The sequence below is a fragment of the Kocuria cellulosilytica genome (genome assembly GCF_040981245.1).
Taxonomy (GTDB): domain Bacteria; phylum Actinomycetota; class Actinomycetes; order Actinomycetales; family Micrococcaceae; genus Kocuria; species Kocuria cellulosilytica.
The window spans coordinates 38654-65165 of sequence record NZ_JAVFWZ010000009.1 but is presented as its reverse complement, the minus strand read 5'-3'; the positions used below and the strand labels follow the sequence as shown (position 1 = coordinate 65165).

At 74.2% G+C, this 26512-nt stretch carries 21 protein-coding genes; 13 read left to right on the top strand and 8 right to left on the bottom strand.

Translation table 11 applies throughout. From position 1 onward, the window contains the following. The first annotated feature begins 152 nt into the window (after positions 1-152). Positions 153-1373 (top strand): MFS transporter, encoded by a 1221-nt coding sequence (locus RCG67_RS13285; protein ID WP_368826902.1) that lies wholly within the window; start codon positions 153-155, stop codon positions 1371-1373. A 4-nt stretch (positions 1374-1377) separates the two neighbouring features. On the opposite strand, the gene RCG67_RS13280 is transcribed toward RCG67_RS13285, so the two are convergent. The 3 genes from RCG67_RS13280 to RCG67_RS13270 are packed head-to-tail and all read right to left on the bottom strand — an operon-like array spanning position 1378 to position 5242. Next, positions 1378-3480: a fructose-specific PTS transporter subunit EIIC gene (locus RCG67_RS13280; RefSeq protein WP_368826900.1), complete on the bottom strand. Its 2103-nt coding sequence runs from the start codon at positions 3478-3480 to the stop codon at positions 1378-1380. Further along, a complete protein-coding gene (locus RCG67_RS13275) occupies positions 3477-4205 on the bottom strand; it encodes an HAD family hydrolase (RefSeq protein WP_368826898.1) in 729 nt (242 codons plus the stop codon). Before RCG67_RS13275 ends, RCG67_RS13280 begins: the two co-directional genes overlap by 4 nt. Further along, positions 4202-5242 (bottom strand): LacI family DNA-binding transcriptional regulator, encoded by a 1041-nt coding sequence (locus RCG67_RS13270; protein ID WP_368826896.1) that lies wholly within the window; start codon positions 5240-5242, stop codon positions 4202-4204. The genes RCG67_RS13275 and RCG67_RS13270 overlap by 4 nt, the downstream gene beginning before the upstream one ends. A gap of 192 nt (positions 5243-5434) precedes the next feature. Here RCG67_RS13270 and RCG67_RS13265 point away from each other — a divergent pair, with 192 nt between their 5' ends. The 5 genes from RCG67_RS13265 to RCG67_RS13245 all read left to right on the top strand — a co-directional run bounded on the left by RCG67_RS13265 (position 5435) and on the right by RCG67_RS13245 (position 12310). Further along, positions 5435-6778, top strand: coding sequence for an extracellular solute-binding protein (locus RCG67_RS13265; RefSeq protein ID WP_368826894.1), 1344 nt, complete (start codon positions 5435-5437; stop codon positions 6776-6778). Next, on the top strand, positions 6778-7683 hold the full coding sequence (locus tag RCG67_RS13260) for a carbohydrate ABC transporter permease (RefSeq protein WP_157571280.1): 906 nt from the start codon (positions 6778-6780) through the stop codon (positions 7681-7683). Before RCG67_RS13265 ends, RCG67_RS13260 begins: the two co-directional genes overlap by 1 nt. Before the next feature lie 4 nt (positions 7684-7687). Beyond that, positions 7688-8590, top strand: coding sequence for a carbohydrate ABC transporter permease (locus RCG67_RS13255; protein WP_368826891.1), 903 nt, complete (start codon positions 7688-7690; stop codon positions 8588-8590). 29 nt (positions 8591-8619) lie between these two features. Next, entirely contained in the window at positions 8620-10989 is a 2370-nt protein-coding gene (locus RCG67_RS13250) for a glycoside hydrolase family 3 N-terminal domain-containing protein (protein WP_368826889.1), read from the top strand. Positions 10990-11140: 151 nt separating this feature from the next. Continuing rightward, the gene (locus tag RCG67_RS13245) at positions 11141-12310 is read left to right on the top strand and encodes an endo-1,4-beta-xylanase (RefSeq protein ID WP_368826887.1); all 1170 of its coding nucleotides are present in this window, start codon (positions 11141-11143) and stop codon (positions 12308-12310) included. A gap of 107 nt (positions 12311-12417) precedes the next feature. On the opposite strand, the gene RCG67_RS13240 is transcribed toward RCG67_RS13245, so the two are convergent. Next, the gene (locus tag RCG67_RS13240; protein WP_368826885.1) at positions 12418-13584 is read right to left on the bottom strand and encodes an ROK family transcriptional regulator; all 1167 of its coding nucleotides are present in this window, start codon (positions 13582-13584) and stop codon (positions 12418-12420) included. 151 nt (positions 13585-13735) lie between these two features. Between RCG67_RS13240 and xylA the strand changes: the two genes are divergently transcribed. From xylA to RCG67_RS13225, 3 genes are all read left to right on the top strand, one after another. Then, complete coding sequence (gene xylA, locus RCG67_RS13235) at positions 13736-14959, top strand: xylose isomerase (RefSeq protein ID WP_368826883.1); 1224 nt, start codon at positions 13736-13738, stop codon at positions 14957-14959. Between the two features lie 165 nt (positions 14960-15124). Continuing rightward, complete coding sequence (gene xylB, locus RCG67_RS13230) at positions 15125-16549, top strand: xylulokinase (RefSeq protein ID WP_368826881.1); 1425 nt, start codon at positions 15125-15127, stop codon at positions 16547-16549. Further along, positions 16539-17579 carry an aldose epimerase family protein gene (locus tag RCG67_RS13225; protein WP_368826879.1) on the top strand — a complete coding sequence of 347 codons (1041 nt, stop codon included), beginning with the start codon at positions 16539-16541 and terminating at the stop codon, positions 17577-17579. The genes xylB and RCG67_RS13225 overlap by 11 nt, the downstream gene beginning before the upstream one ends. Before the next feature lie 4 nt (positions 17580-17583). Here RCG67_RS13225 and RCG67_RS13220 read toward each other — a convergent pair whose 3' ends face one another. Beyond that, positions 17584-18090, bottom strand: a complete 507-nt coding sequence (locus tag RCG67_RS13220; RefSeq protein WP_368826877.1) for a PTS sugar transporter subunit IIA — start codon at positions 18088-18090, stop codon at positions 17584-17586. Positions 18091-18308: 218 nt separating this feature from the next. Here RCG67_RS13220 and RCG67_RS13215 point away from each other — a divergent pair, with 218 nt between their 5' ends. Genes RCG67_RS13215 through RCG67_RS13205 form a run of 3 tightly spaced genes read left to right on the top strand, consistent with a single transcriptional unit; the run spans position 18309 to position 22454 of the window. Continuing rightward, on the top strand, positions 18309-19073 hold the full coding sequence (locus tag RCG67_RS13215) for a LamB/YcsF family protein (RefSeq protein WP_368826875.1): 765 nt from the start codon (positions 18309-18311) through the stop codon (positions 19071-19073). Next, the gene (locus RCG67_RS13210) at positions 19070-20722 is read left to right on the top strand and encodes a 5-oxoprolinase subunit B/C family protein (protein WP_368826873.1); all 1653 of its coding nucleotides are present in this window, start codon (positions 19070-19072) and stop codon (positions 20720-20722) included. Before RCG67_RS13215 ends, RCG67_RS13210 begins: the two co-directional genes overlap by 4 nt. Positions 20723-20726: 4 nt before the next feature. Beyond that, complete coding sequence (locus tag RCG67_RS13205) at positions 20727-22454, top strand: acetyl/propionyl/methylcrotonyl-CoA carboxylase subunit alpha (RefSeq protein WP_368826871.1); 1728 nt, start codon at positions 20727-20729, stop codon at positions 22452-22454. 32 nt (positions 22455-22486) lie between these two features. Here the strand turns inward: RCG67_RS13205 and RCG67_RS13200 are convergent, their stop codons facing one another. After that, the gene (locus tag RCG67_RS13200) at positions 22487-23449 is read right to left on the bottom strand and encodes an ABC transporter substrate-binding protein (protein WP_368826869.1); all 963 of its coding nucleotides are present in this window, start codon (positions 23447-23449) and stop codon (positions 22487-22489) included. Positions 23450-23562: 113 nt separating this feature from the next. Between RCG67_RS13200 and RCG67_RS13195 the strand changes: the two genes are divergently transcribed. Further along, positions 23563-24297, top strand: a complete 735-nt coding sequence (locus tag RCG67_RS13195) for a GntR family transcriptional regulator (RefSeq protein WP_368826867.1) — start codon at positions 23563-23565, stop codon at positions 24295-24297. Here RCG67_RS13195 and RCG67_RS13190 read toward each other — a convergent pair. Next, a complete protein-coding gene (locus tag RCG67_RS13190; protein WP_368826865.1) occupies positions 24260-25069 on the bottom strand; it encodes a putative hydro-lyase in 810 nt (269 codons plus the stop codon). The two genes, RCG67_RS13195 and RCG67_RS13190, sit on opposite strands and share 38 nt — an antisense overlap. Next, positions 25066-26319 (bottom strand): NRAMP family divalent metal transporter, encoded by a 1254-nt coding sequence (locus RCG67_RS13185; RefSeq protein ID WP_438612670.1) that lies wholly within the window; start codon positions 26317-26319, stop codon positions 25066-25068. The genes RCG67_RS13190 and RCG67_RS13185 overlap by 4 nt, the downstream gene beginning before the upstream one ends. Between the last annotated feature and the right edge of the window lie 193 nt (positions 26320-26512).

Here is a 26512-nt window from a genome sequence, read left to right as displayed (position 1 = left end):
CGGCCGGGCCCGCCCGTCACACTCCGGGTCCGGCACCGTGCCCGGCGGGAGGGGAGGCGGCGTTCCCGGAGTACTGTGGACCCGCGCAGCTCGAGGGCGGCCGGCGTCGCCGGCCTCCGGGCCGCGAGCCACCCCGGAAGGAGACCTCCCCCGTGCCGAGCCCGCACGCCGATCCGACGACGGCCCCGACGTCCCGCAGGGCGCTGGTCTACCTCGCCGTGTGCGTGGTGCTGGTCGGCCTGAACCTGCGCACCGTCTTCTCCAGCTTCTCCGCGATCCTCCCGGAGATCACCGCGGCCGCCGGTCTCCCCGGGTGGGCGGTCACCGTGCTGACCACGGCCCCCGTCACGCTGCTCGGCGTCTTCGCGCCGTTCGCGCCGCGCCTGGCCCGGCGGTTCGGTCCGGAGAACGTGCTGCTGGGCGCCATGGTGGTCCTGACCCTGGGCCTGCTGGCCCGCGGGCTCCCGCTGCCCGGGGCGAGCGCCCTGCCCCTGCTGCTCGCGGGGACGGTCGCGTGCGGCGCCGCGATCGCCCTGGGCAACGTGCTGCTGCCCTCCATCGTGAAACGGGACTTCGCCCACCGCATCGGCCTGATGAGCGGGCTCTACACCACCGCGATCTGTGCCTCCGCCGCCCTCGGCGCGGGCCTCACCTACCCGGTGTACCAGGCCACGGACTCCTGGCGCGGCTCCCTGGCGGTGTGGGCGGTCCCCGCGGCGGTCGTGGTGCTCCTGCTGGTCCCGGTGGCGCTCCACCACCGCACCGCCGGCCCCCCGCCGCCCGGCACCGGCGGGCCCGGCCCGTGGCGCTCGGCGGTGGCCTGGCAGATCACCCTGTTCATGGTCTTCCAGGCGATGATGTCCTTCAGCGTCTTCGCCTGGCTGGCCCCCATCCTGCGCGAGCGCGGGATCGACGGGGCCACCGCGGGGCTGATCGTGGCGGTGTCCATCCTGCTGCAGATGACGGGCTCGCTCTTCGCGCCGGTCCTGGCCGCACGCCTGGCGGACCAGCGGGTGCTCAACGCCGTGGTGGCCCTGATGGCGGGCGGCGGGTTCGTGCTCTCCATCTTCGGGCCGACCGAGCTGATCTGGGTCTGGACCGGGCTGCTCGGCCTGGGCCAGGGCAGCCTCACCGCGGTGGCCCTGACGATGATCGCCCTGCGCACCCGCAGCAGCCACATGGCGGTGCGGCTCTCGGGCATGATGCAGGGCGTCGGCTACGGTCTGGGCTCCTCCGGCACGTTCCTGGTGGGGCAGCTGCTGCACTGGACCGGGGGCTTCGCCGCCGCCGGCGTCATGTTCGCCGTGGTCGGCGCGCTCGCGGCGGTCTTCGGCTGGCAGGCCGGCAGGGCCCGCCTCATCCGGGAGGTGTGAGCCCTCAGCCCAGCCGGTCCGCCAGGACCCGGATCACCTCGGCGCGGCTCCGCGCCCCGAGCAGGGCGTTCCGGAACTCGGTCCTCGTCAGCGCCCGGGAGAGGGTGGCGAGGATCCTCAGGTGCTCGTCCCCGGCCTGCTCCTGCGGCACCGCGATGAGGAAGACCAGGTGGACGGGTGCGCCGTCCATGGACTCCCACTCCACTCCTTCGGCGCTGCGGGCGAACGCGATCAGGGGCGCGGCCACCTCGGCCGCCTTGGCGTGCGGGATCGCGATGCCCTGCCCCACCCCGGTGGTGCCCTGCTCCTCCCGGGCCAGGGCCGCGGCGACGACGGCGTCCACGTCCCGCACCTGCCCCGTGGCGGCGCCGAGCTCCACGAGCCGGCGGACGACGTCGTCGCGGCCCGCGCCGCCGACGTCGAGCAGCACGGTGTCCTCGCTCAGGTGGTCGAGGACGGAGCCGGTGGGCCGCCGCCCGGAACGGGCTGCGGCCGGCTCCTCCGGCGAGGCGCCGGGGGAGACCGCCGTCGCGGTCGCCGCCGAGGCGCCCGACGGTCCGGGGGCCGCTGCGGCCCCCGGTGCCGCCGCGGTGGATCCGCCCTCCGGACCGACCGCCACGGGCTCGCGCTCCCCGGCACCGACCGGGGCGTCCTCCGCCCCGGTGCTCGCGCCGTCCGCCGCCGCGGCGCCGTCGTCGTGCCCGTTCCGGCGGGCGCCGATGCCGAGCAGGAACAGCGCCGTCAGGGCCGTCACGAGCAGGCCGGCCGCGATCGCCACGAAGAACCCGGCCACGTTCTCCACGGCGCCCAGGACGGCGACGATCGGGCCGCCGTGCATGACGTTGTCCTCGACGGCCAGCAGGGCTGCCACGGCCCCGGCGACCGTGCCGCCGGCCATGTTCGCCGGGATGACCTGCAGCGGGCGGGCGGCGGCGAAGGGAATGGCCCCCTCGGTGATGCCGAAGAAGCCCATGAACAGGGCCGCGATCCCGGACTCGCGCTCCTGGGCGGTGAAGTAGCGGCGGCGCAGCAGCGTGGCCACCCCCATGCCCAGGGGCGGAACGGCGATGGCCGCGGCGACCATGCCCATCGGGGCGGCGTTGCCGGCCGCGATGAGCCCGCCGCCGAACAGGAACGCGGTCTTGTTGACGGGCCCGCCCATGTCGAACGCGATCATCGCGCCGAGGACGGCGCCGAGCAGGACGACGCTGCCGCCCTCGAGCCCGGCGAGGAACGAGGTCAGCGCGGCGAAGGCGCCCGCGATGGGGGCCCCCAGGACGTGGACGAACAGCAGGGCCACCACCAGCGTGGTCAGCACCGGGATGACGATGATCGGCCAGATCGGGGCGATGTAGCGGTGCACGGGGATCTTCTTGATCGCCAGGGCCACGTAGCCGGCCAGGAAGCCCGTCACGATCGCGCCGATGAACCCGGCGCCGGACTCGGAGCCGTAGAGCGCTCCCGTGTTGGCGATGAACCCGCCGATCATGCCGGGGGCGAGGCCGGGGCGGTCCGCGATCGCGTAGGCGATGTAGCCGGACAGGACCGGCACCATCAGCGTGAACGCGAGGACGCCGACCTGGCTGATCACGTACCAGAAGCTGTCCTCCGGGATGACGAGCCCCTCGGGGGTCGGGGTGCCGCCCAGGGACAGCGAGACGGCCAGGAGCAGGCCGCCGGCCACCACGAACGGGATCATGTGCGAGACGCCGTTCATGAGCGCCTTGTAGACGGTCGCGCCGACCCCGGGGCGGGTCTCCTCCCGGTCCTCCTGGCGCGGGGCCCCGGCGCTGGGCGCCGCGGCGAGCGCCTCGCGGATGAGCTCGCCGGGCCGGCGGATCCCGTCGGCCACGGGAGCGGTGACCACCCGCTTGCCGGCGAAGCGGGAGAGGTCCACCTGCTTGTCGGCGGCGACGACCACGGCGTCCGCCCGCTCGATGTCCTCGGCGGTGAGCGCGTTCTCGACGCCGATCGAGCCGTGGGTCTCCACCTTGATCTCGTGGCCGAGCCGCTGCGCGGCCTGTTCCAGGTTCTCGGCGGCCATGAAGGTGTGCGCGATGCCGGTGGGGCACGCGGTGATGGCGAGGATCCGCTGCGGGTCGCTCATGACTGCTCCGATCGACGTGGCGGGCGGTGCCCGGGCCGCGGGGCGGGTCCGGTGCGCGGCAGGCTCCGCAGGAGCGGGAGATCGATGCTCTCCAGGCTATCCACGACGAGGCGCCGGGGGGCGTGTTCCACGGGTATGACGCCGCGGACCGCGACGACCCACGCCCCGGCGGCGGTCCCCGCGGCGGCCCCCGGGGGCGAGTCCTCGACGACGACGCAGTCCGCGGCCGCCACGCCCAGCAGCTCGCAGGCGGCCAGGTACGGGGCCGGGTGCGGTTTGGGCCGGTGCCCGTGGTCGCCGGCGACCACGGCGGAGAAGACCCCGGGGGGCAGGGTGCGCACGGTGGCGCGGAGCAGCGCCGCGGGCGAGGAGGAGACGATCGCCGACGGCACGCCGGCCGCCCCGAGCTCCTCGAGCAGCCGTTCGACACCTGGCTGCCACCGGACCGCTCCCCCGCCGAGGCGGGCGTGCATGGCGCGCTCGAGCCGGTCCGCGACCGTCTCGACCTCGTCCGCGGAGGGGTCAGGGCGACCGGCGCGGCGCAGCAGGATCCCGGCCGTGGCCGCCATGGTGGTCCCGACGAGCTCGTCCGCGAGCCCGGGGCTCCACGTGCCGCCGAGCGACTCGAGCTCCTCGCGCTCCAGCTCCAGCCAGATCGGCTCGGTGTCCACGAGCGTGCCGTCGAAGTCCCACAGGACGGCGGCGGGGAATCCGGGCGCGGTCACGGCGTCGTCCCCTCCGCGACGGCGCCGCCCCGGGGCGGCGCGGTGGAGGAGCGCTCGACGAGCGAGGTCTGCAGCTGGAGCGGGTGGGCCCGGCGCGAGCCGCCGGCCAGGAGGGTGACGGCGCGCTCGACGGCCATCTCGCCCATCGCGTGCAGGGGCTGGCGCACCGTGGTCAGCTTGGGCGAGGCCCAGCGGGCGATCAGCGTGTCGTCGAAGCCGACGACACTGAGGTCCTCGGGCACCCGCAGGGACGCCTGCCGCGCCGCCTCGAAGGCGCCGAGCGCCGACTCGTCGGAGGCCGCGAACAGCGCCGTGGGCGGGTGCCCGAGCTCGAGCAGCTCCTGGGCCCCGGCGAAGCCGGCCTCGTAGCTGAAGCCGTTGCCCGTCACGAGCTCCGGGTCGTGCGGGACCTCCGCGCCCTCGAGGGCGCTGCGGTATCCGGCCAGGCGCTCGCGGGCCGGGAGGGACTGCCCCGGACCGCCGAGGTGGCCGATCCGGCGGTGCCCCAGCTCCAGGAGGTGGGTGGTGGCCTCGTACCCGCCGGCCCAGTTGGTGGAGCCGATGCTGGGCACCGTGGACGGGAGGCTGTTCACGGGGTCGATGGCCACCAGCGGGACCTGCGCGTGGGCCGCGGCGGCCACCTGCTCCGCGGTCAGCGGCGTGGTGACCGCGATGACCGCGGTCTCGCCCCGGCGGCCGCAGCGGGCGAACCACTCGTCGGAGAACGGGGGGACGTCGCCCTGCTCGAGGCTCGGCAGCGTGCTCAGCAGCAGGTCGGCGTCGGCGCGGCCGCAGGCGTCCACCGCACCGGCCATGACCTGGAGGGAGTAGTTGCTCTCCAGGGTGTCGAAGACGAGCACGATGGCCGGCCGGGGCCGGCGGGCGGCCGAGCCCGTGTAGCCCAGGGCGGCGACCGCGGCCCGCACCTTCTCCCGCGTGTCCTCCCCCACGTCCGGGCGGCCGTTGAGCACCTTGGAGACCGTGCCCTTGGAGACGCCGGCCTGCGCGGCGACCTGGCTCAACGTGGTTCGCTTCATGGCAACGGTCTCCTCGGGCGCCGGGCGGATCCTCGGGGGACGACGAAACGTTTCGCCGCACCCCGGAGCAGTGTCCCCGGTCACACCTGGGGGTTGACGGGTGTGAAACAGGCCACTTACTCTTCTCGCAGCGAAACGCTATACGAAAAGTTTCGTAAGCGCAACGTATCGCTCAACGATGAGGAGAACGCCATGTCCACCCACCGCAGCCTCCGCCCCGCGCCCGCCGGCGCGCACCGGGCCCCCTTCTCCCGCCGCTCCCTGTCCCGCATCGCTCTGGTGGGCGCCGCGGCCCTGGCCCTCGCCGGGTGCGGCGGCGGCGGCGCCCAGGCCGGCGGGGACGGCGGGGCCACCGCCTGGACCCTCACGGGCGGCGCCGAGGAGACCTTCCGCACCTCCTTCGAGGCCTGGAACGAGAACCACCCCGACACCCCGGTCAGCGCCGAGTACTTCGCGAACGACGCCTTCAAGGAGAAGATCCGCACGAGCGTGGGCTCCGGCAACGCACCGACCCTGATCTACAACTGGGGCGGCGACAACCTGGAGAGCTACGTCGAGAACGGCAACGTGGTGGAGCTGACCGGCGAGGTGCCCGAGATGGAGGAGCGGGCCCTCGACTCCGTGCTGGAGACCGGCAAGGTGGACGGCACGCTCTACGCCGTCCCGAACAACAACACCCAGCCGGTCATCCTGTACTACAACACCAAGCTCTTCGAGGAGGCGGGGGTGAAGGTCCCCACCACCTGGGAGGAGATGCTGGACGCGGTGGAGGCCTTCAAGGCCGAGGGCGTCACGCCGATCTCCGTGGCCGGCTCCAGCCAGTGGCCGTACCTCATGTGGATCCAGTACCTCACCGACCGGATCGGCGGGCCCGAGGTGTTCCAGGCCGTCGTGGACGGCGAGGAGGGCGCGTGGTCGCACCCCGCGATCACCGAGTCCCTGGAGAAGATCCAGGAGCTCGTCGAGGCCGGCGGCTTCGGCGACACCTACGGGTCGGTGGTGGCCGACGCGGGCGCCGACGTGGCCCTCGTGCACACCGACCAGGCGGCCATGATGCTGCACGGCAGCTGGGTCTACTCCAGCTTCCTCACCGACGCCCCCGAGTGGACCGCCGAGGGGAACCTGGGCTACACCGAGTTCCCCGTGATCGAGGGCGGACAGGGCGACCCGCAGAACATCGTGGGCAACCCGGCGAACTTCTGGGCCGTCTCCGCGGACGCGAGCGAGGAGCAGCAGGCCACGGCCATCGAGTACCTGAACGAGATGAACCTCGACGACACCGCGGTCGACACGCTCTTCGACGCCGGGCTGATCCCCGCCGTGGACGGTGTGGAGGACCAGATCGCCGACACCGAGCACCCGGAGTACCTCGACTTCGCCTACTCGATGGTCCAGGACGCGCCCCACTTCCAGCTGTCCTGGGACCAGGCGCTCCCGGCCGACCAGGGGCAGGCCCTGCTGACCAACCTCAGCCAGGTCTTCGCCGGCGAGATGAGCCCGGAGGAGTTCCAGACCGCGATGAACGGCACGCTGTGATGCTGAAGCGCACGCCGTCGAGGCGGACGCGCCGGGCGGGGGCCGGCCCCAGCAACTGGCTGCTGGCCCCCGCCCTGGTCTTCTTCGGCATCTTCTCGATCGGCCCGCTGCTCGGGGTCCTGGTCCTGTCCTTCATGCAGTGGGACGGGCTGGGCACGCCGCAGTGGGCGGGCGGGGACAACTGGGCCTCGGTGCTCGAGGACCCGGTGTCCCTGCAGGCCATGTGGCTGACCGTCAAGCTGACGCTGCTGAGCTACGCCGTGCAGTTCCCGCTGAGCCTCCTGCTCGGCGTGTTCATGGCCGGCCGCCAGCGGTACCGGGAGTTCCTCTCCGTGCTGTACTTCCTGCCGATGCTCTTCTCCGCCGCGGCGGTCGGCATCGCCTTCCGGGCCCTGCTCGACCCGAACTTCGGGCTCTCGAGGGCGTTCGACTCGGCGCTGCTCAGCCAGGACTGGCTGGGCGATCCGAGCCTGGCGTTCTACGTCGTCGTGTTCGTCATCTCGTGGTCCTTCATCCCGTTCCACTCGCTGCTCTACCAGGCGGGGGTCCGGCAGATCCCGCAGAGCATGTACGAGGCCGCCACGATCGACGGCGCGGGAACGGTGCGCAAGTTCTTCTCGATCACGCTGCCGCAGCTGAAGTACACGATCGTGACGTCCTCCACGCTTATGCTGGTCGGCTCCCTGACCTACTTCGACCTCGTCTTCAGCCTCACCGGGGGCGGGCCCGGCACCGCGACCCGCATCCTGCCCCTGGACATGTACCTGACCGGATTCCGCAGCAACCAGATGGGCGAGGCCAGTGTCCTGGCGGTCATCCTCGTCGCCGTGGGGCTCACGCTCGCCCTCGGCCTGCAACGGCTCACCGGGGCCGACAAGATGGAGAGCCAGGCGGAAGGTGCATAGTCCCATGAGCACACGACTCGCGGACGCCCGTCCCGAGAGCACGCAGTCCGAGAGCGCACCCGCCGGGAGCGCGCCCCGCTCCCGATCCCGCCGCCGGGGCGTCCCGAACATCCCGGCGGCCGTGGGCGGGTGGCTGTGGCTGGCCGCGATCATCATCCCGATCTACTACATGGCCATCACGAGCCTGAAGCCCCGCGAGGACTACTACTCCACGAACCCGCTGGTGCCCTCGTCCCCGACGTTCGCCCCGTACGCCACCGTCCTGGAGAACCAGTTCGCCCAGTACTTCGTGAACAGCGTGGTGGTGGTCGTCTGCACGGTCGCCGGGATCGTGTTCCTGTCCCTGCTCGCCTCGTACGTGATCGTGCGCAGCAGGACCGGGCTGGCCGTGTTCTCCAACCAGCTGTTCCTGCTGGGCATCGCCATCCCGATCCAGGCGACGATCATCCCGGTCTACCTGATCATCGTCCAGCTGGGCCTCTACGACACCCTCACCGCCCTGGTCCTGCCCGGCATCGCCTCGGGGATCCCGATCACGGTCCTGATCCTGACCAACTTCATGCGGGACATCCCGAACGAGCTCTACGAGTCCATGACCCTCGACGGGGCGGGCGACTGGCGGGTCTTCCTCCGGCTGGTCCTCCCGCTGAGCGTGCCGGCCATCACCACCGTGGGCGTCTACAACGCGCTGAACAGCTGGAACAACTTCCTGTTCCCGCTGATCCTCACCCAGAGCTCCGACAAGCGCACGCTGCCCCTGTCCCTGTGGACCTACCAGGGGGAGTTCCAGGCCGACGTCCCCGCCGTCCTGGCCGCCGTCGTCCTGTCGGCCCTGCCGATCCTCGTCCTCTACATCTTCGGGCGCCGGCACCTCGTGGCCGGGCTCACCGCCGGCTTCGGCAAGTGACGCGCCCACCGACCAGAAAGAGCACCCCCATGACAGCACCCGAGACCGCACCCTGGAACGACCCCGCCCGCCCCGTCGCCGAACGCGTCGACGCCCTGCTGCAGGAGCTGACCCTCGAGGAGAAGGCCGGTCAGCTCGGCAGCTACTGGCTGCGCCCCGACCCGGAGGAGGCCACGGGCGGCGCGGCCCCCATGGAGTCCGCCTTCGCCGACGACCGCTCGACCTTCGAGGCCGCGATCGCCCACGGGCTGGGCCACATCACCCGCGCCTTCGGCAGCGCGCCGATCTCCGCCGCGGACGGGGTGGAGCACCTGCGCACCCTGCAGCGCCAGGTCGTGGCGACCTCCCGGCTCGGGATCCCCGCCATCGCCCACGAGGAGTGCCTCACCGGGTTCACGACCCTCGGGGCCACCTGCTACCCGGCCGCGATCGCCTGGGGCGCCGCCTTCGACCCCGAGCTGGTCCGCACCATGGCCCGGCACATCGGGACCGACATGAAGGGCGTGGGCGTCCACCTCGGCCTGTCCCCCGTCCTCGACGTCGTCCGGGACTACCGCTGGGGCCGGGTCGAGGAGACCGTCGGCGAGGACCCCTACCTCGTGGGCGCCCTGACCACCGAGTACGTCCGCGGGCTCCAGGAGGCCGGCGTCGTCGCCACCCTGAAGCACTTCGCGGGCTACTCCGCCTCCCGCGCCGGGCGCAACCACGCCCCGGTCTCGATCGGACCGCGGGAGCTCCGGGACGTCGTGCTCGTGCCCTTCGAGATGGCCGTCAAGCTCGGCGGGGCCGGCGCGGTGATGAACTCCTACGCGGACGTCGACGGCGTCCCGCCCGTCGCCGACCCCGAGCTGCTCACCACGCTCCTGCGGGAGACGTGGGGCTTCGAGGGCACGGTCGTGTCCGACTACTGGGCCGTGAGCTTCCTCGAGTCCATGCACCACGTGGCCGCGGACGCCCGCGACGCCGGCGTCCAGTCGCTGGCCGCGGGGATGGACGTCGAGCTGCCCGAGACCGGCTGCTTCGCCGACCTCGCCGGTGCCGTGCGGGACGGCGAGCTCGACGAGTCCCTGCTCGACCGCGCCGTGCGGCGGGTGCTCACGCAGAAGGTCGAGCTCGGCCTGCTCGACGAGGGCTTCGACCCCGGCACCGCGGGCGGGGCCGTGGACCTCGACTCCCCGGGAAACCGGCGGCTCGCCCGCCGGATGGCCGAGGAGTCCGTCGTCCTGCTCAAGAACGACGGCGTCCTGCCGCTCGCCCAGGACACCGCCCGGAAGGTCGCGGTGATCGGCCCCAGCGCCGGCCAGCCCCGCTCCTTCCTCGGCTGCTACAGCTTCACCAACCACGTCCTGTCCCGGTTCGGCGAGTCCGGCACCGGGATCGAGATCACCTCGATCGTCGACGCCCTCGCCGAGGAGTTCGCGGGCGGGCGGACCGTCTTCCGGCACGCCCGCGGCGTCGACTTCACCGACCCGGACACCAGCGGCATCGCCGAGGCCGTGGCCGCCGCCGAGGACGCCGACCTCGCGGTCGTGACCGTGGGCGACCTAGCGGGGCTGTTCGGCACGGGCACCTCCGGCGAGGGCTGCGACGTCGTCGACCTGTCCCTGCCCGGCCGGCAGGCGGACCTCGTCGAGGCGGTGCTCGCCACGGGCACCCCGGTGGTCCTCGTGCTCGTCACGGGGCGTCCCTACAGCCTCGGCGCGTTCGACGACCGCTGCGCGGCCGTCGTCCAGGCCTTCATGCCGGGCGAGGAGGGCGGGCACGCCGTCGCCGGGGTGCTCTCCGGCCGGGTGAACCCCTCCGGGCGGCTGCCCGTGGGGATCCCCCAGCACGTGGGCGGCCAGCCCGGCACCTACCTGGCTCCCGCCCTGGGCGGGTACTCGGAGGGCGTCTCGAACCTCGACCCCCGGCCGCTGTACCCGTTCGGCCACGGCATCGGGTACTCGAGCTTCGCCTACGACGCGCTCGAGCTCTCCGCGGCCGAGATCGGCACGGACGGCACCGTGGACGTCGCGGTCACCGTGACCAACACCTCCGAGCGGGCCGGCCAGGAGGTCGTCCAGCTGTACCTGAGCGACCCCGTCGCCCAGGTCGTCCGGCCGCTGAAGATGCTCGTCGGCTTCGCCAAGATCGCGCTCGAGGCGGGGCAGAGCGCCCGCGTGGTCTTCTCCCTGCACGCCGACCGCACCTCGTTCACGGGCCGGGCCATGCGCCGGATCGTGGAGCCGGGCGAGTTCGTGCTCCGGGCCGGGTCCTCCAGCGAGGACCTGCCCCTCGAGGGCCGGTTCACGGTCACCGGCGCGGTGCGGGACGTGGAGGACGCCGACCGCGTCCTCACGACCCCCGTCGAGGTCCGGGCCGCCGACCGCGCCCTCGCCACGGCCGCCGACGCCTCCTGAGCCCGGGGCGCGGGCCGCGCAGCGGCCCGCGCCCCGTCCACCCGCCCCTCCGACTCCCGCCGTCCCGCCGACCCCCTCCCCCGTTCCCATCCCCCCCCCATCCCCCATCCCCCATCCCCCATCCCCCATCCCCGACGAAGGAATCCCCGAGATGAGCAGACGAGCCCCCATCCTCCGCGCCGGGGCGGCCACCGCCGTCGCCGCCCTGTGCCTCACCGTGGCCCCCCAGGCCGCGACCGCCGCCCCCGACTCCCGGCCCCCCGGCCTGGCGAAGCAGGACACCCTGCGCTGGAACACGCCGGAGGACTTCCGCATCGGCAGCGCCGTGGCCGGCGGAGGCCACCACACCAGCGCCGACTACCCGGAGCCCTTCCCCTCCGACCCCGAGTACCGCTCGGTCCTGGCCCGGGAGTTCAGCTCCCTGACCCCGGAGAACCAGATGAAGTGGGAGTTCATCCACCCCGAGGAGGGCGTGTACGACTTCGGCCCCGCCGACGACATCGTCGACTTCGCCGAGGCCAACGGGCAGGTCGTGCGCGGCCACACCCTCTTCTGGCACAGCCAGAACCCCGACTGGCTCGAGAACGGGGACCACACCCCCGAGGAGCTGCGGGCCGTCCTCAAGGAGCACATCTACACGGTGGTCGGCCACTACGAGGGCCGGATCCAGCAGTGGGAGGTCGCCAACGAGATCTTCGACGACAGCGGCCGGCTGCGCACGGAGGACAACATCTGGCTGCGCGAGCTGGGGCCGGGGATCATTGCCGACATCTTCCGCTGGGCCCACGACGCGGACCCGAACGCCCAGCTGTTCTTCAACGACTACAACGTGGAGGGCCTCAACGCGAAGTCCGACGCCTACTACGCGCTGATCCAGGACCTGCTCGCCCAGGGCGTGCCCGTCCACGGCTTCGGCATGCAGACCCACCTGGGCCTCCAGTACGGCTTCGACGGGCGCATGCAGCAGAACCTCCAGCGCTTCGACGACCTCGGCCTGGAGACGGCCGTCACCGAGATCGACGTCCGCGGCCCGGTCGACGAGGACGACCGGATGAGCGAGGAGCTGCGGCAGCAGCAGGCCGACTGGTACCGCATGGCCCTCGAGGCGTGCCTGGCCGTGGAGGACTGCAACTCCTTCACCGTGTGGGGCGTGCTCGACGAGCACTCCTGGGTGCCGAACACCTTCCCCGGCTACGGGGACGCCCTGACCATGGAGGGCGACTACGAGCGCAAGCCCGCCTACGACGCGCTGCAGGAGACCCTGGTCCGGTCCCAGCCGGGCGGCGACGCGAAGTGGAAGCACCACCCCGCGTTCCGCTGAGCCGATCGTCCGGCTGGAGCGCGACGGGGCCCGCTCGCACGAGCGGGCCCCGTCGTCGTTCCGTGCGGGGACCGGCCGCGGGGCGCCGGCGGATCGGCGCCGGCCGATCAGCGCCGGTCGATCCAGCGGGCCGGGGAGTCGTGGATCGGCTCGAGCGCCGTCGCGGCCGCACCGGTCAGGGCGGGACGGGCGTCCGCCGCCGAGCGCTGGATCTCGACGGGCCCCACCTCCGCCGTCAGGGCGTGCGCCTCGAGGACCTCGCGCAGCACGGGCTCCAGCTCCGGCGCGATGGGGGCGAAGTACCCGGAGAGCACGACCGTCGACAGGTCCAGCAGGTTCATCGAGTTCGCGAGCACCACGCCCAGGGGCCGCCCGATCATCTCCATGACCGCCGCCCGGCTCCGCAGCCGTTCGGCCGTGGCCGCCACGAGGTCCTCGATCCGGACGTCCTCCGGCAGTCCCGTCCGGCCCCGCAGCGCGTGGTAGCTGGCGTAGGCCTCGAGGCAGCCGCGCCGGCCGCACCGGCACAGCTCCCCGCCGGGGGTGATCGTGACGTGGCCCAGCTCCCCGGCCCAGCCGTGCTCGCCCCGGTGGATGCGCCCCTCCAGGACCACGGCGCCCCCGATGCCGGTCTGGCCGTGCAGGAACAGGAAGGACTCCCCGGGCCGGCGCAGGACCTCCGTGCGCGCGGCGAGCATGCTGTCGTTGCCGGCGGTGAGCGCCGCCGCCCGGAACGGCGGGAGCCGGCGGAGCCGCTCGACCAGCGGGACGTCCCGCCAGGCCAGGTTGGGGGCGGAGAGCACGGTGGCGCCGTCCGTGGAGAGCCGGCCGGGGACCGAGACGCAGACCCCGGCCAGGGGCACGTCCCGGCGCGGGGACAGGGCGGCCTCGAGCAGGCCGGCCAGCTCGGAGGCGACCTCGTCCACGGAGGCCCCGGCGAAGGCCCCGAACCGGAACTCCTCGTGCAGGACGCGGCCGCCGAGGTCCGTGACCAGGCACGCGAGGTGGTCGGCGGCGATCTCCAGGCCCACGCCCAGCACGGTCCCCCGGGCCACGGTCAGGGGGATCATCGGCCGGCCGGACACCCGGGCCGCCGCCTGCTGCCCCTCGACGAGCAACCCGGCCTCCAGCAGCTCCTGCACCAGCTTGGAGACCGTGGGCTTGGTGAGGCCCGTGCGCTTCGCGAGCCCGGCCCGGGAGACCGGGGCCTCCGCCCCGGCGACGGCGCGGAGCACGGTGGAGAGGTTGTGCTCCCGCAGGTGGCTCGACTGCACGGGCGGCTCTCCTCTGGTGCGGGCGGGGACGGGTCCGGCGCGGATCCCGGCCGATCGGCGGGAAAGAAAAAAACTCCCGCCGGTCTTTCCCCACGGTACTCCAGCACCTAGAGTAAGTAACGGTAACTAACCCAAAGGGAGAGGAACTCCGATGCCCACCGCGTCCCCCGTCACCTCGGCGTCCAGCACGCTCGCCCCGTCCCCCGCGGACAAGTTCTCCTTCGGTCTCTGGACCGTCGGCTGGGCGGCCCGCGACCAGTTCGGCACCGCCTCCCGGCCCGACCTCGACCCCCTCGAGTCCGTGCGGAAGCTGAAGGAGCTCGGCGCCTGGGGCTTCACCTTCCACGACAACGACCTGATCCCCTTCGACGCGTCCGAGGCGCAGCGCGAGAAGCTGATCGGGCAGCTCAAGCAGACCATCGACGAGACCGGCATGGTCTGCGAGATGGTCACCACCGACACCTTCGCGGAGCCGGTCTTCAAGGACGGCGCCTTCACGTCCAACGACCGGCGGGTCCGGCGCTACGGCCTGCGCAAGGTGCTGCGCAACGTGGACCTCGCCGCCGAGCTCGGCGCCACGACCTTCGTGATGTGGGGCGGGCGCGAGGGCACCGAGTACGACTCCTCCAAGGACCTCTACGCGGCCCTCGACCGCTACGCCGAGGGCATCGACACCGTGGCCGGGTACATCAAGTCCCAGGGCTACGACATGCGCATCGGCATCGAGCCGAAGCCCAACGAGCCCCGCGGCAACATCTTCCTGCCCACCATCGGGCACGCGCTCGCCTTCATCGACCGGCTCGACCACGGGGACGTCGTGGGCGTGAACCCGGAGACCGGGCACGAGCAGATGGCCACCCTCAACTACACGCACGGCCTCGCCGAGGCGCTGTGGTGCGAGAAGCTGTTCCACATCGACCTCAACGGGCAGAACGGCCCGATGTACGACCAGGACCTGGTGTTCGGCCACGGCAACCTGATCAGCGCCTTCTTCACGGTCGACCTGCTGGAGAACGGGTTCCCGTCCAAGCCGGGGGCCTACCAGGGGGCCCGGCACTTCGACTACAAGCCCTCCCGCACCGAGCACGTCGACGGCGTCTGGGACTCCGCCGCGGCGAACATGCAGATGTACCTGCTCCTGAAGCAGCGGGCCGTGGCCTTCCGCCAGGACCCCGACGTGCAGGAGGCCATGGCGCAGTCCGGCGTCCTCGAGCTCGGCGAGCCGACCCTCGCCGAGGGCGAGGACCTGCAGGCCTTCCTGGCCGACCGCAGCGTCTACGAGGACCTCGACCTGACCGGGCCCTCCGAGCGCAACTACGGCTTCGTGCGCCTGCACCAGCTCGCCGTCGAGCACCTCATGGGCGCCCGCGGCTGACCCGCCCGGGGTCCGGCACCCGCCCCCCGCTCCCCCCGATCCCGGGTGCCGGACCCCGTACCGGCCCGGCCCGGCGCACGCCCCCCTGCGCCGGGCCGGGCACCTCCCGTCCCTTCCCGCGGTCTCCCCGGCCGCCCCCGCCCCGACCCCGCACCGAGGTTCTTCATGGCACGCACGACCGTCCTGGGCATCGACTCCTCCACCCAGTCCACGAAGGCGCTGCTCGTCGACGCCGGCACCGGCGAGGTGCTCGCGCAGCGCCGCGCCGCCCACCCCGACGGCACCGAGGTGGACCCGCGCGCCTGGCTCGCCGCGCTCGACGACGCCGCCGGCCCCTTCCTCGACGAGGCCGCCGCGGTGTCCGTCGGCGGCCAGCAGCACGGGATGGTCGCCCTCGACGAGCAGGATCGCGTGGTGCGCGACGCCCTCCTGTGGAACGACACCCGCTCGGCGCCGCAGGCCCGCCGGCTCGTCGAGGAGATGGGCGGCGCGGCCCCCTGCGCCGAGGAGCTCGGCAGCGTGCTGGTCGCGTCCATGACGTCCACCAAGCTGCGCTGGATGGCGGAGCACGAACCGGAGCACGCCGCCCGCACCCACCGGGTGCTGCTGCCCCACGACTACCTCTCCTGGCACCTCGGCACCGACAAGGGCGCCTTCAGCACCGACCGCGGCGACGCCTCCGGCACCGGCTACTTCTCCACGCGCACCGGAGCCTGGAAGCACGAGCTCGTCGAGCAGGCCCTCGGCCACGACGCCGAGCTGCCGCAGGTGGCCGCCGCCCCGCACGAGGCCGTGGGCCGCACTGCCTCCGGGGCGGTGCTCGCGGCCGGCACCGGCGACAACATGGCCGCCGCGCTGGGCCTCGCACTCGGCCCCGGGGACGTGTCCCTGTCGATCGGCACCTCGGGGGTCGCGGCCATGGTCTCGGAGACCCGCACGGCGGACCCGGCCGGGCTCGTGACCGGTTTCGCCGACGCCACCGGCCGGTACCTGCCCATGGCCACGACCCTCAACGCCGCGCGGATCCTGGAGTTCGGGGCCCGGGTCCTCGGGGTCGACCACGCCGGGCTCTCCGCCCTGGCCCTGGCCGCCCGCCCCGGGGCCGGCGGCGTCACGCTGCTGCCCTACCTCGACGGCGAGCGCACCCCCGACCGCCCCGAGGCCCGCGCCACCCTGCACGGGATGTCGTCGCGCACCGGCCGCGAGGACATCGCGCGGGCCTGCGTGGAGGGCCTGCTCTGCTCCCTCGCCGACGGCGTGGCGGCGCTCGAGCGGACCACCGGCGCCGCCGCGGAGCGGATCCTCCTGATCGGCGGCGGCGCGCAGTCCGAGGCGGTGCGCCGGCTCGCTCCGGCCGTGCTCGGCCGGCCCGTGCTCGTGCCCGCCCCCGGGGAGTACGTGGCCCTCGGGGCCGCCCGGCAGGCCGCCTGGGCCCTCGCGGGCGCCGAGGAGCCCCCTGCCTGGCCGCTCGCGGGCGCCAGGGAGTACGAGGCGGTGCCGACGCCCGAGGTCGTGGAGGCCTACCGCACCCTGCGGGACCGGACCGCCGGCTGGTCCCCTTCCTCGGCCGGAGACCGCCGTGCGCGGTGAGACCGCCCCGCAGGACTTCGGCACGCTGCCCGACGGCCGGCAGGTCACCGCGCACACCCTCCGCGCCCCGGGCGGGCTGAGCCTGCGCGTGCTCGACCTCGGCGCCACCGTGCAGGCCCTGCACGTGCCCGACGGCTCGGGCGGCAGCACGAACGTGGTCCTGGGCCACCCGGACGCCGCCGGCTACGCCGCGCACGCGGACGCGTACCTGGGCTCGGTCGTGGGCCGCTGCGCCAACCGGATCGCGGGCGCCCGCTTCGGCCTCGACGGCGAGCTCGTGCAGCTGGCGGCCAACGAGGGCGGCAACACCCTGCACGGAGGACCCGACGGCTTCCACCGCCGCACCTGGCAGGTGCTGGACGCCGGTCCCGGCCGGCTGGTGCTGGAGCTGGTCAGCCCGGACGGGGACCAGGGCTTCCCCGGCCGGCTCGTCCTGCGCGCCGCCTACGCCGTCGCGGAGGACGTCGTGAGCCTGGACCTGGAGGCCCGCACCGACGCCCCCACCGTGGTCGGACCCGCGAGCCACGTCTACCTCAACCTCGCCGGGGAGGGGGCCGGGACCGTCGACGACCACCGGCTCACCGTCGAGGCCGACCGGTACCTCCCCGTGGGCCCGGACGGCCTGCCGCTGGGCGGCCTCGCCGCCGTGGCCGGGACGCCGTTCGACCTCACGGCACCGGCCCGGATCGGGGACCGGGTGCGGGCGGAGCACCCGCAGACGATCGCCGTGGGCGGGATCGACCACTCCTTCGATCTGCGGGGGTCGGGCCTGCGCCGGGCGGCGCGGCTGGAGCACCCGGCGAGCGGGCGGTCCGTGGAGCTGTGGACCGATCAGCCGGCCCTGCAGGTCTACACGGGCAACGCCCTGGACGCCACCGGAAGCTCGGGGCGCCGGTACCGCCAGGGCGACGGGGTGGCCCTGGAGCCCCAGCGCCACCCCGACTCCCCCAACCGCCCCGAGCTCTCCGACCCCGTCCTGCGCCCGGGCGGGACCTACCGCTCCCGCACCGAGTGGCGCTTCCGGCCCTGACCGCTCAGCCCAGCGCGTCCTCCAGCACGGCCAGCACCTCGGAGGCGCTCCCCGCGCCGAGGAGGGCCTGCCGGCAGGGCTCCCCGGCCAGGGCCTCGGAGAGCTCGGCCAGCAGCTCGAGGTGCTCGTCCCCGGACCGCTCCCGGGGGAGGGAGATCAGGAAGACGAGGTGGACGGGCTCGCCGTCCAGCGCGTTCCACTCCACGCCGTCCCTGCTGCGGGCAAAGGCGACCATCGGCCGCTCGGCCCCTGCGGACCGGGCGTGCGGCAGGGCCACGCCGTGGCCCACCCCGGTGGAGCCCTCCTCCTCCCGGGCCAGGGCCGCCGCGACGGTCTCGTCCGCGTCGTAGGCCCGCCCCGTGTGCGCGCCGAGCTCGGCGAGCTGCCGGATGACGCCGTCCCGGTCCGCGCCGTGGACATCCAGGAGCACGGTCGACTCGCTCAGGTGCGCCAGGACGGCCCCGGGAGGCCCCGGGGAGTCGTCCGCGGTGCGGGGGGTCCTGTCGCTCATGTGCTGTCCCATCGGTGGAGGCGGACGGGCGGCGCGGCCCCGCCATGCCGGCTGCGGCACCGCTGCGCCCTGATGGGGGCCAACATACGATGGGCGGCACCGGGCGTCCACCGATCCGGACGGAACCCGACGCCGAGCCGGATCCCGTCGGCAAATATTGTTGAACAATCTTGACGGACCAGGCATGCTGGAGGAACCGACGTGACAAGGAGCACAGCATGTCCCCCTCCGACATCGATCTCAACGCGGACTGCGGCGAGTCGCTCAGCGCCTGGGCCATGGACGGCGACGAGGCCGTCCTGCACGTGGTCAGCAGCGCCAACGTGGCCTGCGGCTTCCACGCGGGGGACCCCACGGTCGCCCGCCGGACCTGCACCGTGGCCGCGGAGCAGGGCGTGGCCGTGGGCGCCCAGGTCTCCTACGACGACCTGAAGGGCTTCGGCCGCCGCTTCATCGCCGTGCCCCGGGCGGAGCTGAGCGACCAGGTGGTCTACCAGATCGGCGCCCTCCAGGCCCTGGCCCGCGCCTCGGGCACCCGGGTGAGCTACGTCAAGCCCCACGGCGCCCTGTACAACGCGATCGTCCACCACGAGGAGCACGCGGGCGCCGTCGTGGACGCCGTGCGCGACGTCGACGACGCCCTGCCGCTGCTGGTGCTGCCCGGCTCCGAGATCGAGCGGCAGGCGCGGGCGGCCGGGCTGCGCACGGTCCGCGAGGCCTTCGCGGACCGCGGCTACACGCCGCAGGCCACGCTCGTGCCCCGCACCGAGGCCGGCGCCGTGCTGCACGACCCCGAGGCGATCGCCGCCCGCGTGGTGCGGATGGCCGTCGAGGGCGTCGTCGAGGCCGTCGACGGCTCCCTCGTGGCGGTGGACGCCCAGAGCATCTGCGTGCACGGGGACACCCCGGGCGCGCTGGCCATCGCCGAGCGCGTGCGCCGCGCCCTCGAGGAGGCCGGCCTGCGGGTCGGCAGCTTCCTGTGAGCGCCCCGGCCGCCGGGCCCCGCGGGGTCCGGCCGCTCGGCCCGCGCGCGGCGCTGGTCGAGTGCGCCGACCTGCACGACGCCGTGGCCGTGCACGCCCGTCTCGCCGGCACGGACCTGCCCGGGCTCGTGGACTGCGTGGCCGGCGCGCGGACCGTGGTGGTGCGGGCGAGCACCACCGCCGCCCTGGAGGGCATCGTCCGCGCCGCCCGCGCCGTCCCCCGCGGCAGCGCCGGGACCGGTGAGGCCCGCACCGTGACCGTCGACGTCGTCTACGACGGCGAGGACCTCGCGGCGGTCGGCGAGCTCACGGGCCTCGGCGCGGACGGGGTGGTCCGGGCCCACTCGGAGCAGACGTGGACCGCGGCCTTCGCCGGCTTCGCCCCCGGCTTCTTCTACTGCGTGGGCGACGCCGAGGACGGCCTCGACGTCCCGCGCCGGGACACCCCGCGCACCGCCGTCCCCACCGGGTCGGTGGCCCTGGCCGGCCGGTTCTCCGCGGTCTACCCCCGCAGCTCCCCCGGCGGCTGGCAGCTCATCGGGCGCACGGCGGCGCGGATGTTCGACCTCGACCGCGACGACCCGGCCCTGCTGCGCCCCGGGGACCGGGTGCGCTACCGGCCCGTGCGCGAGCTCGCGGAGATCACCCCGGGCGCCGCCGAGCCCGCGCCCGTGCGGGGGCCGCACCTGGCGGTCGGGTCCCCCGGGCTGCAGACGCTGGTCGAGGACCGCGGCCGCGCGGGCTCCGCCGCGCTGGGCGTCTCCCCCTCCGGCGCGCTCGATCCCGCCGCCGCCGCCTCGGCCAACCGGCTCGTGGGCAACGGCCCGGGAGCGGCGGTGCTGGAGAACCTGCTGGGCGGGCTCGAGCTGACCGCCCACGGCGAGCACGTCCTGGCGGTCACCGGCGCGCGGGCGGCGCTGACGGTGACGGGCCCGGCCCCGTGGCGCCCCTCGCTCGGCGCCCCCTTCGCCCTGCGCGACGGCGAGCGGCTGGCCGTCGGCGCCGTGACGGCCGGGGCGCGGGTCTACGTGGGCGTCCGGGGCGGCCTCGCGGTCCCGCCGGTGCTGGGCAGCCGCTCCGCGGACACCCTCGCGGGGCTGGGCCCGGATCCGCTCGCCGCCGGCGACGCCCTGCCGGTGGGACCGGACCCGGGCACGGCCGTCCGGCCCCCGGAGCCGGTGCCCGACCCGCCCGAGGTGTCCTCGGTCCGCGTGGTCCCGGGTCCCCGCGACGACTGGTTCACGCCCGCCGCCGTGGCGTCGTTCTTCGCGCAGGCGTGGGAGCTCGCCGCCTCCGCCGACCGCGTGGGCGCCCGGCTGGAGGGCGAGCCGCTGGCGCGGGAGCGCACGGACGAGCTGCCCAGCGAGGGGACCGTCCCCGGCTGCGTCCAGGTCCCGCCCTCGGGCCTGCCGGTCGTCCTGCTGCAGGACGCGCCCACCACCGGCGGCTACCCCGTGCTCGGCGTGGTGCACCCGGAGGACCTGCCCGTGCTCGCCCAGCTGCGCCCGGGCGACCGCCTGCGCTTCGTGCGGGTCCCGGCACCCGAGCTGGGCGCGCCGTCCCCTGAGGACCCCGCCGGGACCGCCGGGCCGCCCGGCACCAGCACCGAGAACTCCACCGACCTCTCCACCGACACCTCCCAGGAGTAGCACCGTGCGCAAGATCCTGATCGCCAACCGCGGGGAGATCGCCGTCCGCGTCGTCCACGCCTGCGCCGAGGCCGGCCTCGAGTCCGTGGCCGTCTACGCCGACCCCGACGCCGACGCCCCGCACGTCGCCCTGGCCGACGAGGCGTACGCCCTGGAGGGCACCTCGGCCACCGAGACCTATCTGGACGGGGACGAGGTCCTGGCGATCGCGCTCCGGTGCGGCGCCGACGCCGTGCACCCGGGCTACGGGTTCCTCTCCGAGAACGCCGGCTTCGCCCGGGCGGTGATCGAGGCCGGCCTCACCTGGATCGGTCCCTCCCCGGAGACCATCGTGCTGCTGGGGGACAAGGTCGCCGCCCGCGAGATCGCCCGGCGGGCCGGCGCCCCGCTCGTGCCCGGCAGCGACGGGCCGGTCGAGTCCCCGGAGGAGGCCCGCGCCTTCGCGCAGGAGCACGGCCTGCCCGTGATCGTGAAGGCCGCCCACGGCGGCGGGGGCCGCGGCATGCGCGTGGTCCGGGAGCTCGACCAGGTCGAGGACGCCTTCCGCTCCGCCGCCCGCGAGGCGCAGAGCGCGTTCGGCCGGGGCGAGTGCTTCGTGGAGCGCTTCCTGGACCGCCCGCGGCACGTGGAGGCCCAGGTCGTGGCCGACGCCCACGGCCACGTCGTCGTGCTGGGGACCCGGGACTGCTCCCTGCAGCGCCGCCACCAGAAGCTCGTCGAGGAGGCCCCCGCGCCCTTCCTCACGGACGACCAGCGCGAGCGGATCGCCGCTGCCGCGGAGGGCATCTTCCGGGAGGCCGGCTACGTGGGGGTGGGCACGGCCGAGTTCCTCGTGGCCCCGGACGGGCTGATCTCCTTCCTGGAGGTCAACACCCGGCTGCAGGTGGAGCACCCGATCACCGAGGAGGTCTACGGCGTGGACCTGGTCCGCGCCCAGCTGAGCGTGGCCGCGGGCGACCCCCTGCCGGTGCTCGAGACCCCGGCCGCCCGCGGGCACGCGTTCGAGTTCCGGATCAACGCCGAGGACCCCGGCCGCGGCTTCCTGCCCTCCGGCGGCACGGTCGAGGCCGTCGACACCCCCACCGGCCCGGGCGTGCGCGTCGACTCGGGGGTGCGCCGCGGCACCCGGGTGGCCACGACCTTCGACTCGCTCCTGCTCAAGCTCGTGGTCAGCGCCCCCGACCGCACGCAGGCGCTCGTGCGCGCCCGCACCGCCCTGCGCGAGCTGCAGGTGCACGGCGTGGCCACCACGGTCCCGTTCCACCGCGCCGTGCTGGACGCCCCCGCCTTCGCCGGGGACGACGAGCTCGGGGTGTGGACCACGTGGATCGAGGAGGAGTTCGCCGACCGGCTGGCCCCGGACGCCGGGTACGCCCGCGCGGACGAGCAGGGCCGCACCCGCTTCACCGTGGACGTGGACGGGCGGCGCCTGCGCATCGGGATCCCCGACGCCCTCGCCGCGGCCCTGGGCTCCGCGCCGGCGGCGGACGCGCCCCCCGCCGGGGCGGAGCCCGCCGACGACGGCGCCGTCACCGCGCCCTTCGCGGGCACGCTCGTCTCATGGCTGGTGTCCGAGCAGGACGAGGTGGCCGCGGGCCAGGACGTGGCCGTGCTGGAGGCCATGAAGACCGAGACCCGGGTGTCCGCCCCGCGGGCCGGGACGGTCCGCGAGCTCGTGGTGGGCCCCGGGGACGCGGTGCAGGCCGACCAGGTGCTCGCCCGGCTGTCCTGAGCGGGCCCGGCCGCCGCGCCTCCGGATGCCGGTCACTCGGGCAGCAGCTCGTCCAGGTCGGGCGCCTCCTCGATGAGGCCGTGCTGCACGGCGAGGTCCGCAAGCTCCTGCACGGACTGCCGGTTCACCTCGGTGGGGTAGGACGGCAGGACGAGCTGGTCGATCAGCTCCTCGTCGAGCTGCGTGTAGCTGGGCAGGACGGCGCGCACCTCGTCGGGGTTCTCCTGCGCGTACTCGAGGGACCTCTCGATGGCCGTCCGGAACGACTCCACCTTCTCCGGCTCCTCGGCGACCACGTCGTCCGTGGTGAAGTACACGGCCACCGTCAGGTTCTCGATGGGGAAGGCGTAGTTGGAGACGGCCGAGCGCGCCCCGTCCTGCAGGGCGATGGTCCGGAAGGGCTCGATCGACCCGATCGCGTCCACCTCGCCCCGGTCCAGGGCCGCCGGCATGTCGGGCAGCGGGATCTCGACGAACTCGACGTTCCCGGGATCCCCGCCCTGCGCCTCGATGGCGGCGCGGATGGTGGTGTCGCTGATGTTGTTCAGGGTGTTCACGCCGACGGTCCGGCCCTCCAGGTCCGCTGCGTCCTGGATGTCGCTGTCCCCGCGCACCAGGACGTCGGCGAAGTCCTCGCCCTGGACGCCGGTGGAGTTGTTGGCGTTGGCGACGATCTGCAGCGGCAGCCCCTGGGAGCGGGCCACGATCAGCGACGTCACGTTGCTGAAGCCGAAGTCCAGCTCCCCGCTGACCACGGACGGCACGATGGCCGCCCCGCCCTGGGCCTGGGTGATGTCGAGCTCCAGCCCCTCCTCCTCGAAGAAGCCCTGCTCGATCCCCAGGTAGAGCGGTGCCACGTCGGTGCTCGCGATGACGCCGATGCTGACCGTGGTCAGCTCGCCGTCCCCGGCCGCGCCTCCGCCGGAGTCCCCTCCCCCGCACGCGGTCACGGTCAGGACGGCGGCTGCGGCCAGTGCTGCGCGGGTCTTCTGCATCGGGGCCTCCAGGGTTCGGGACGGATGTGCTGGAAGCCTAGAGGACGGTCCGGGTCCACCACCAGGGTGCCGCTGCGCGGCCGGGCCCCGCGGGATGCCAGGATGGTGGACTGATGAACACCGTGGAGAACGAGTTCCTGATGACGGCCGTCGCGCAGGCCGGGCCCGCGCCGCAGGCGGAGGCCATCCCGTGGGCCGTGGACGTCCTGCGCCAGGGCGTCGTGGCCGGCCGGCTGCCGCCCGGGACCAGGCTCTCGGAGGCCCGGGTCAGCGAGGCGCTGCGGGTCTCCCGCAACACCCTGCGCGAGGCGTTCACGATTCTGGTCGGGGAGAACCTGCTGGTCCGGGTGCCCAACCGCGGGGTGTCGGTGGCCCGGCCCGGCGCGGACGACGTGCGGGAGATCCACCGGGTGCGGCTCGCGCTGGAGACCTCGGCGCTGCGCTGGTCCGAGCCCGCCCCGCAGCCGGGCCTGCACGCCGCCGTCGAGGACGGCCGGACCGCCCGCCGCCGGCAGGACGTCCAGGGCATGGCCGACGCGAACCAGCGGTTCCACCGCGGCGTGGTGGAGCTGGCCGGCTCGGCGCGCCAGGACGAGCTGATGTCCCGGGCCCTCGCCGAGATGCGGCTCGTGTTCTACTCCATGCGGCAGGACCCGTCCTTCCACGAGCCGTACATCGAGCGCAACGCACGGATCCTCGAGCTCTTCGAGCAGGGCCGGCGCGAGGAGGCCGCCGTGCAGATGCACGACTACCTGGCGGCCTCCCGGCAGCAGCTGCTCGACGTCCTGGAAGGTCCCGCGCCGGCCGCGCTCAGGGCACCTGGTACTGCCAGTTCGGAACGTCCGTGACCAGCATGTGCCCCGGGGCGTGCCCCAGGGCGAAGGGCACCCCGGACGCGAGCACCGCCGCCTGGGGCGTCACGCCGCAGGCCCAGAACACGGGCAGGTGCCCGGCCGGGACCTCCACGGCGTCCCCGTAGTCCGGCGCGGCGAGGTCGCGGATGCCCAGCTCCTGCGGGGCCCCGACGTGCACGGGGGCTCCGTGCACCGCGGGATAGCGCGAGGTGATGCGCACGGCGTCCGCCACCCGGTCCGCCGGGACCGGCCGCATGGACACGACCAGCGGCCCGGACAGCCGCCCGGCGGGTGCGCACGGGCGGTCCGTGCGGTACATCGGGACGTTGACGCCCTGGTCGATGTGGGCCACCGGGATCCCGGCCTCCTGCAGCGCCGCCTCGAAGGTGAAGCTGCAGCCGAGGGCGAAGGTCACCAGGTCCTCCCGCCACACGTCGAGGAGGTCCGTGCTGGTGCCCGCCGCCGCGCCGTCCCGGTAGACGGTGTAGCGCGAAACGTCAGTGCGGACGTCGCCCCCGCCCAGCAGCGGTCCGGTCACCTCGCCGGCCTCGAGCACGCCCAGCACCGGGCACGGCTTGGGGTTGCGCTGCGCGAAGAGCAGGACATCGAACGCCCAGTCCTGCGGGACCACGATCAGGTTCGCCTGCGCGAAGCCGTCGCACCAGCCCGACGTGGGCGTGACCAGGCCGCTGCGGAACATCGCCCGGGCGGCGGCCGGGGCCAGGGCGGCACGCTCCCGGCGCTCCGGCGCTCCCATGGCGCTCATGCCCACAGCGCGGCGATGCCGCTGAGGGACTGGTATCCCAGGTAGATGGTGAGCAGCCACACCACGGTGCCGATCAGCGCGAGCCAGGTGGGGTACCGGTAGCCGCCCAGCAGGTCCCGCCGCCGCCAGGCCACCCACAGCAGCACCGCGAAGCCCAGCGGGAGGATGAGCCCGTTCACGGCTCCCGCCACGATGAGCAGCGTGGAGGGCGCCTGGCCGAGCAGGGCGAACACGGTGGCCGAGACCACGATGAACGCGACGGTCATCAGGTTCCGGGTGCGGGGCGCCGTCCGCGAGGTCGTGAGGAAGGACACCGAGGTGTAGGCGGCGCCGATGACCGAGGAGATGGACGCCGCCCACAGGATGACGCCGAACAGGCGCAGACCGACCTCGCCGGCGGCCGAGAGGAACGCCTGGGCGGCCAGGTTCTCGCCCGAGAGCTGGGCCCCGCCGGCCACCACGCCGAGGATCGCCAGGAACAGCAGGAAGCGCATCACGCCGGTGAGCACGATGCTCACCACGGAGCTGCGGGAGATCTGCTTGACGCTCTCCACCCCGGTGATCCCGGCGTCGACGATGCGGTGGGCCCCCGCGTAGGTGATGTACCCGCCCACGGTCCCGCCGATGAGGGTCGTGATGACCAGGAAGTCCACGTTCTCGGGCAGCACCACGTTGCGCAGCGCCTCTCCCACCGGGGGGCGCGAGACGATCGCGACATAGGTGGTCACGATGAGCATGAGCACGCCGAGGACCACCACGATGCGGTCCAGGGCCACGCCGGCGCGCTTGCTGACGAACACGCCCACCGCGATCAGCGCCGTGATGAGGCCTCCCCAGGTGGGGTCGAGGCCCAGCAGCGCGTCCAGGCCGAGCCCGCCGCCGGCGGTGTTGCCCACGTTGAAGACGAGCCCCCCGGTGGCCACCAGCGCGGCGATGAACCAGCCGAGACCCGGGAGCACACGGTTGCCGAGCTCGTGGGCCTTGAGCCCGGAGACGCCGATGATCCGCCAGACGTTCAGCTGCACGGCGATGTCGACGACGATCGAGATGACGATGGCGAACGCGAAGGCGGCGCCCAGCCGGACGGTGAAGTTCGCGGTCTGGGTGATGAACCCGGGACCGATGGCGCTGGTGGCCATCAGGAAGAGGGCGCCGAGCAGGGCGGAGCGGTTCACGGCCCGCATCGCCGCGGGACTGCCGACCGCGCTGCGGCCCTCCGGGGCGGGCGGGACGGGGGCGGAGCTGGACATGCGGTCTCCTCGGGACGGGGCGACCTGCACCGGGGCCCGGCGCCGGCCACCCTGGATGTGGCCGCGGTCACTGTCCTGCCAGTGTAGTGATTGTTGAACAATCTGCACAGGGTGGGCGGAGAACTTTCCGTCCGGGCGGGCAGCGGCGGCGGAGGACCACGACGAGGGCCCCGGCCGCTGTCCGCGGACGAGG